We start from the raw sequence: 6000 nt of genomic DNA, 5'->3' as shown, positions 1-6000 counted from the left end.
GACCGCCCCCCGCGGCGCCCCGCCCGGGGGGGGGGGGGGGTTGGGGGGGCCCCGGGCCCCCACCCCCCCCCCCCACCGCGTGGGGTCAGGGGGCCGGACGGGTGGCGGCTGCGAGCGTCTCGGCCCAGGACGTGGGGCGCCGTCCGAGCAGCGCGGTGAGCGCCGCGGGGTCGCCGACCAGGCCGTCCTCGTCGTAGGCCGCGAACATCGCCGCCAACGCCTCCCGGGCTGCTGCCGGCAGGTCGGCGCCGGGTCCGGCCGCCCATGCGCCCGGGCTGCCGACGGTCAGCCGCACCGGCCGGCCGAGCACCTGCTCGGCCTGCGCCACCATCTCGCGGGTGGTCAACGACTCGGGCCCGGCGAGGTCGTGCACCTCGCGGTCGCGCGCGGGGTCGAGCAGCACGGTGGCGGCCACCTCGGCGACGTCGGCGAGCGCGACGGTCGTGAACGGGGTGTCCACGGAGTAGGGAAGCGCGACAGCACCGTCGAGCACCTGCGGCAGCAGGTTCTCGTGGTAGGCCGACGGTCGAAGCACGACGAGGGAGCCCGAGACGCGTTGCCGCAAAGCCCGTTCGGCGACCCCCTTGCGCACGTGGTGCGGCATCCGGGCGTCGTCGGGGTGGAGCACCGAGTGGAAGACCAGGCGCGGGAGGCCCACGCGCCGCGCCGCGTCGCCGACGCGCTCGGCGATGCCGACCTCGTCGGGGTGGACGTTGGGCGCCAGGTGGTACGCGGCCGCGCACCCCTCGAGCGCGGCGTCGAGGCCGCGACCGTCGGCGAGGTCGACGGCGACGGGTTCGGTGCCCGCCGGGGCCGAAGCCTCGCGGCCCGGTCGCACCGCGGCCCGCACGGTGGCGCCCCCCGAGAGCAGGGCGCCGCACACGGCCCGGCCCGTCTTGCCGGCGGCGCCGACGACGAGGACCGGGCCGGTGGGCATCAGAGCCAGTCGACGTCCGCCGCGCCGGCGCCGCCGGCCAGCTGGGCGTACCCGGGGCCGCGGTCGAAGAACGGCTCTTCTCCGCGGGCGGCGCGGCGCTCGGCGCGCAACGCGTCGGAGGCGACGACGTCGACGACGGGCTCGTCCTTCGTGCCCGAGGCGACGACGCCGTAGTCCTCGCGGGCGCCGTCGAACGACACCTTGCCCCAGCGCAGGTCGCGCTCGACCTCGTCGTAGGGGCGCTCGAGCGGGTCGCCCCAGCCGCCACCACCGGTCGTCCGGATGCGGATGACCTGGCCGGCCTTGACCGGCTCGGCGTCGGCGAGCGCGTCGACCGTGCGCTCCGTCGGGCCGCCGAGGTCGATCGTCACCTCGAAGGGTCGCCCCGCCTTGCCGCCCTTGACGCCCCAGCACGCGAGGATCGAGCGGTCCGCGATGGACATGAAGTGCGCGTCCTCGAGCATCCGGATCTGCTTCTCGTAGCCGAGGCCGCCGCGGTGGCGCCCGGCGCCACCGGAGTCGACCGCGAGCCCGAGGCGCTCGACGCGGAACGGGAAACGGCTCTCGGTGAACTCGGTCGGCAGGTTGCGGCTGTCCGGGACGACGTGGATGGTGTCCTCGCCGTCGGCGTAGTAGCGGCCGCCCGAGCCGCCGCCAAGCACCTCACGCATGAGGTAGTCGTTGCCGTCGCGGTCCTTGCCGTAGACACCGGTGTAGCGGATGGTCTCCTGGTCGGCCGGCATCCGGCCGTCGACCGCCTTCGCGACGACGCCGGCGAGCACGCCGAGCAGGCGCAGGATGACGAAGGTCCGGGCGTTCGTCGGAGCCGGGTAGACCGGTGTCAGCAGGGTCCCCTTCTCCGGGAAGCGCATCTCGATGAGCGGCACGACGCCCTCGTTGACGTCGAGCTCGGCCATCCGCTCGGGGGTGTCGGCGAGGTTGCGCAGGATCGGAGCCAGCCACTTCTTGAGGAAGTTGCCACCGACGTAGTCGCCACAGTGGTTGATCGGACCCTTCGCCTGGGCGCTCGTCCCGGTGAAGTCGATGATGAGCCGCGGCCCGCCGTCACCGGGGCCGGGGCCGCCGGTGCTGGTCTTGGTCAACGTGATCCGCTGCGTGTGCAGCATCGGCTTGTCGACGCCGTCGTGCTCGGCGTAATCCTCCCAGACGTACGAGCCGTCGGGGATCTTGTCGAGGATCTCGCGGCGGTAGGTCTCGGTCGTCGCGTCGAGGATCGCGTCGAACGCCGCCTCGACGGTGTCGCGGCCGTAGCGCGTGAACAGCTCGCCGAGGCGCCGGGCGCCCATGAGGCAGGCGGAGCACTCGGCGTCGAGGTCGGCCGCGAGGCTGTCGGGCATCCGGCTGTTGCGGGTCATGATCCGCAGCGCCGCCTTGTTCGGGACCCCGCTGTCCCACAGCTTGATCGGTGGAACCGAGAGGCCCTCCTCGAACACGCTCTGGGCGCCGCTGGGCATCGAGCCGGGGCAGGCGCCGCCGATGTCGTCGTGGTGGCCGAAGGCTTGGACGAACGCGACGACCTCGCCCTCGTGGAAGACGGGGACGGTGACGCAGAGGTCGGGCAGGTGGCCGATGCCGCCTTCCGACTCGTAGACGTCGTTGTGGAAGAAGACGTCGCCCTCGTGCATCTCGTCCAGCGGGAAGTCGCGCACGATCGGGTGCACGAGAGCCGAGTACGAGCGGCCGGTCAGCTTGCGCAGCTGACGGTCGTGGATGCCGGCCCGGAAGTCGTGCGCGTCGCGGATCATGGGGGAGCGCGAGGTGCGCGCGATGGCGGTCTCGACCTCCATCTCGACGCTGGCCAGCGTGCCCTGGACGATCTCGACGAGCACCGGGTCGACGGCGCTGCCCTCGGGGGTGAGGCGGCCGCCGTGCTCGTACGTGGTCGGGAGGCCACCGGGGTTGACCGGCTCGCTCGCGAGGTAGGCCTCGAGGTCGACGAGCGGGTCGGGGGTGGTGGGGACGGCGGTCATCGGGTCGCCTCCTGGGTGATGACGAGGTTGCCCCAGGTGTCGACGCGGACGGCGAAGCCGGGGTGGACGGGGACGGTCGAGCCGAACTCCTCGACGATGGCCGGCCCGCTGAAGGAGTCGCCGGCCCGCAGGTCGGGGCGCCACAGCACCGGGGTGTCGACGTAGCCGGCGGAGGGGTCGAAGCAGACGGGGCGCACCGAGCGCTGCGCGGGCAGCCCGTCGGTGGCGTCGGACGACCCCTCGCGGTCGGGGAGCGGGCGCAGCTCGGGACGGGTGATCGGCCCGACGCCGGTGACGCGCAGGTTGACCCACTCGACGTGCTGGGTCGGGTCCTCCCGGAAGTCGTAGCCGTAGAGCTGGCGGTGCTCGTCGTGGAAGCGGGTCGCGACCTCGTCGGCCCACGCCTCGTCGACCGGCCCGGAGCCGGCCGGGACGCGCACCTCGTAGGCCTGCCCGAAGTAGCGCAGGTCGGCGGTGCGGACGAACTCGTGCTGCTCGGGCGTGAAGCCCTCGGCCGTCAGCGCCGCGGCGCCCTTGGCCGTCAGCGAGTCGAGGACCGCGGCGACGGCGGACAGGTCGATGCCCTCGTGGCGCGTCACGTGCGTCTGCACGTAGTCGTTGCGGACGTCGACGGTCAGCAGGCCGAACGCGCTGAGGTTGCCCGGGTTCTGCGGGACGACGGCGCCGGCGAGGTCGAGGACGTCGACGAGCCGGCACGCGAGGAGCGAGCCCGAGCCGCCGAAGGTCGTCAGCATGAAGTCGCGCACGTCGAGGCCGCGCTTGACCGAGACCTGCCGCAGGGCGTTGGCCTGGTTCCACGCCGAGATCTCGAGGATGCCCGTCGCGCAGGTCTCGAGGTCGAGCCCGAGCTTGCCGGCGAGGTCGACCAGGCCCGCGCGGGCGGCGTCGACGTCGAGGGGGATCTCGCCGCCGAGCAGGTGCGGGGGGATGCGGCCGAGGACGACGTGCGCGTCGGTGATCGTCGGCTCGGTGCCGCCACGGCCGTAGCAGAGCGGACCGGGGTCGGCGCCGGCCGAGTGGGGGCCGACCTTGAGCGTGCCTTCCGGCGAGACCCAGGCCACCGAGCCGCCGCCCGCGCCGACGGTGACGACGTCGATCATCGGGATCTTGCTCGGGTAGGCCCCGACCGAGCCCTCGGTCGTGAGCGTCGGCTCGCCGTCGAGGACGACCGAGACGTCGGTCGAGGTGCCGCCGCCGTCGCAGGTGAGGACCTTGTGGAAGCCGGCCTTCTCGGCGATGAGCGCCGCGCCGAGCGCGCCCGCGGCCGGGCCGGAGAGCACCGTCGTGATGGGCTGGTGCACGACCTCGTCGGCCGAGAGCACGCCGCCGTTGGACTTCATGACGTAGAAGGGCACGGGGCGGCCGCCGGTGAACCCGTCGAGGCGCTCGTGGATGTTGGTGACGTAGCGGCTGACGTTCGGCTTGACCGCGGCGTCGACGAGCGTCGTCATCGCCCGCTCGTACTCCCGGTACTCGCGCAGGACCTCGCTGCTGACCGAGACGACGGCCTCGGGGTGCTCGCGGCGCAGGACCTCGCGCATCGCGAGCTCGTGCTCGTCGTTGGCGTAGGCGTGCAGGAAGCAGACGCCGATCGTCGTGATGCCGCGGTCGCGGAAGAAGCGCGCGGCGGCGACGGCGTCGTCCTCCGAGAAGGGCCGCACCTCGGCGCCGGTGACGTCGAGCCGGCCGCCCACCGTGCGGACGGCGTCGGCCGGGACGATGCGCGGCGGCTTGACCCAGAAGTAGGAGTTGCCGTAGCCGTCGGGGACGGCCTGGCGGGCGATCTCGAGCATGAACTCGTAGCCCTCGGTGGTGATGAACCCGAGCCGCTCGACCTTGCCCTCGAGGAGCTTGTTCGTCGCGACCGTCGTGCCGTGCGACACGGCGGTGAGGTCGTGGCCCGAGGCGCCCATGACGCCGAGGATCTTCTCGATCCCGGCGATGAAGCCGTCGGCGGGGTTTGAGGGGGTGCTCGGGGTCTTGGTCGTCACGACCTCCCCGGAGTCCTCGTCCACGGCGACGACGTCGGTGAACGTGCCCCCGGTGTCGATGCCCACCCGGATGCGTCTGCGGTGCCCGTCGGTCATGGGCACGATCAAACCCGTCCCGGGGTCACGCTCGCGTTGGCAGATGCTGCCGACGGAACGCCGATTCGACGGCCAACCTCGCCAGCGGAGCGGGGGGTCCCTCGCGACGGTCAGCCGCGGGGTGCGACGACGTCGAGGTCGACGGGGCCGTCGATGCCCGCGACGCTCGCCCGGCTGCTCACCTGCCACCACGCCCAGCCGTCCGTCGACGGACGGAGCAGGAGGCGTCGCTCCCAGCGGTCGCGGTCGCGCAGGTCGTCCGGCAGCGGGTAGCGGTTCGTGTAGTCGTCGAGGGCGTAGAGGACGACGCGACGGCCGGTGCCGCCCTCGACGGCGTCGACGAGGTCGCTCAGCCGCTGGTCCACGACCGCGCGGGTCGGCCGGGCCGCGCAGTTGCCGCTCAGCTCGAGGTCGATGACCGGTGGCAGCGCGGTGTCGTCCGCGCCCACCTCGCGCAGGCGGCCGAGCAGGTTGTCGGCCTGCTCGCGGCCGTCCTTGCACAGCGTGAAGAAGTGGTAGGCCCCGACCTCGAGGCCGGCGTCCCGCGCGCCGGCCCAGTTGGCGGCGAAGCGCGGGTCCTCGAACGTTCCGCCCTCGCTGGCCTTGAGGTAGGTGGCGTCGATGCCGTCCGTGGCGACCGCTGTCCAGTCGACGTCGCCCTGGTGGGCGGAGACGTCGATGCCGTAGTGCTCACCGGCGGCGAGGTCGGGCCGGTGGTGGGGGAGCACCCAGCGGTATCCCGCCCAGCCCGCCGCGACGACGAGCGCGAGCACGACGACGACTCCGACCGTCCACCGCAGCATCGTCCGCCCCATCCGGGCAGCCTAGGTCCCGGCCGTCCGGGGCCGAGCACCGGTCGACGGAGCCCGCGTCCCGCGCCAGAGCGACAGTGTGCTCTCCCCACCTCCATGCACCCCGGAAGGTTTCCCTTCCACCCGCAACCACTCCTTCCACCCGCAAGGGA

General features: G+C 73.4%; 4 protein-coding genes. All 4 read right to left on the bottom strand.

The genetic code is table 11. The features are described from left to right. Positions 1-85: 85 nt before the first annotated feature. The 4 genes from KMZ30_RS18925 to KMZ30_RS18910 all read right to left on the bottom strand — a co-directional run bounded on the left by KMZ30_RS18925 (position 86) and on the right by KMZ30_RS18910 (position 5851). Positions 86-937, bottom strand: a complete 852-nt coding sequence (locus KMZ30_RS18925; protein ID WP_215514260.1) for an NmrA family NAD(P)-binding protein — start codon at positions 935-937, stop codon at positions 86-88. Continuing rightward, on the bottom strand, positions 937-2928 hold the full coding sequence (locus tag KMZ30_RS18920; RefSeq protein ID WP_226905256.1) for a hydantoinase B/oxoprolinase family protein: 1992 nt from the start codon (positions 2926-2928) through the stop codon (positions 937-939). Before KMZ30_RS18920 ends, KMZ30_RS18925 begins: the two co-directional genes overlap by 1 nt. Next, a complete protein-coding gene (locus KMZ30_RS18915; RefSeq protein ID WP_215514259.1) occupies positions 2925-5036 on the bottom strand; it encodes a hydantoinase/oxoprolinase family protein in 2112 nt (703 codons plus the stop codon). Before KMZ30_RS18915 ends, KMZ30_RS18920 begins: the two co-directional genes overlap by 4 nt. Before the next feature lie 110 nt (positions 5037-5146). Next, positions 5147-5851 carry a GH25 family lysozyme gene (locus tag KMZ30_RS18910; RefSeq protein WP_215514258.1) on the bottom strand — a complete coding sequence of 235 codons (705 nt, stop codon included), beginning with the start codon at positions 5849-5851 and terminating at the stop codon, positions 5147-5149. Positions 5852-6000 lie beyond the last annotated feature (149 nt).

The sequence above is a fragment of the Phycicoccus mangrovi genome (genome assembly GCF_018729305.1).
GTDB lineage: Bacteria > Actinomycetota > Actinomycetes > Actinomycetales > Dermatophilaceae > Phycicoccus > Phycicoccus jejuensis.
The sequence above is the reverse complement of the archived record's forward strand: the minus strand, read 5'-3'. Positions and strand labels throughout refer to the sequence as shown.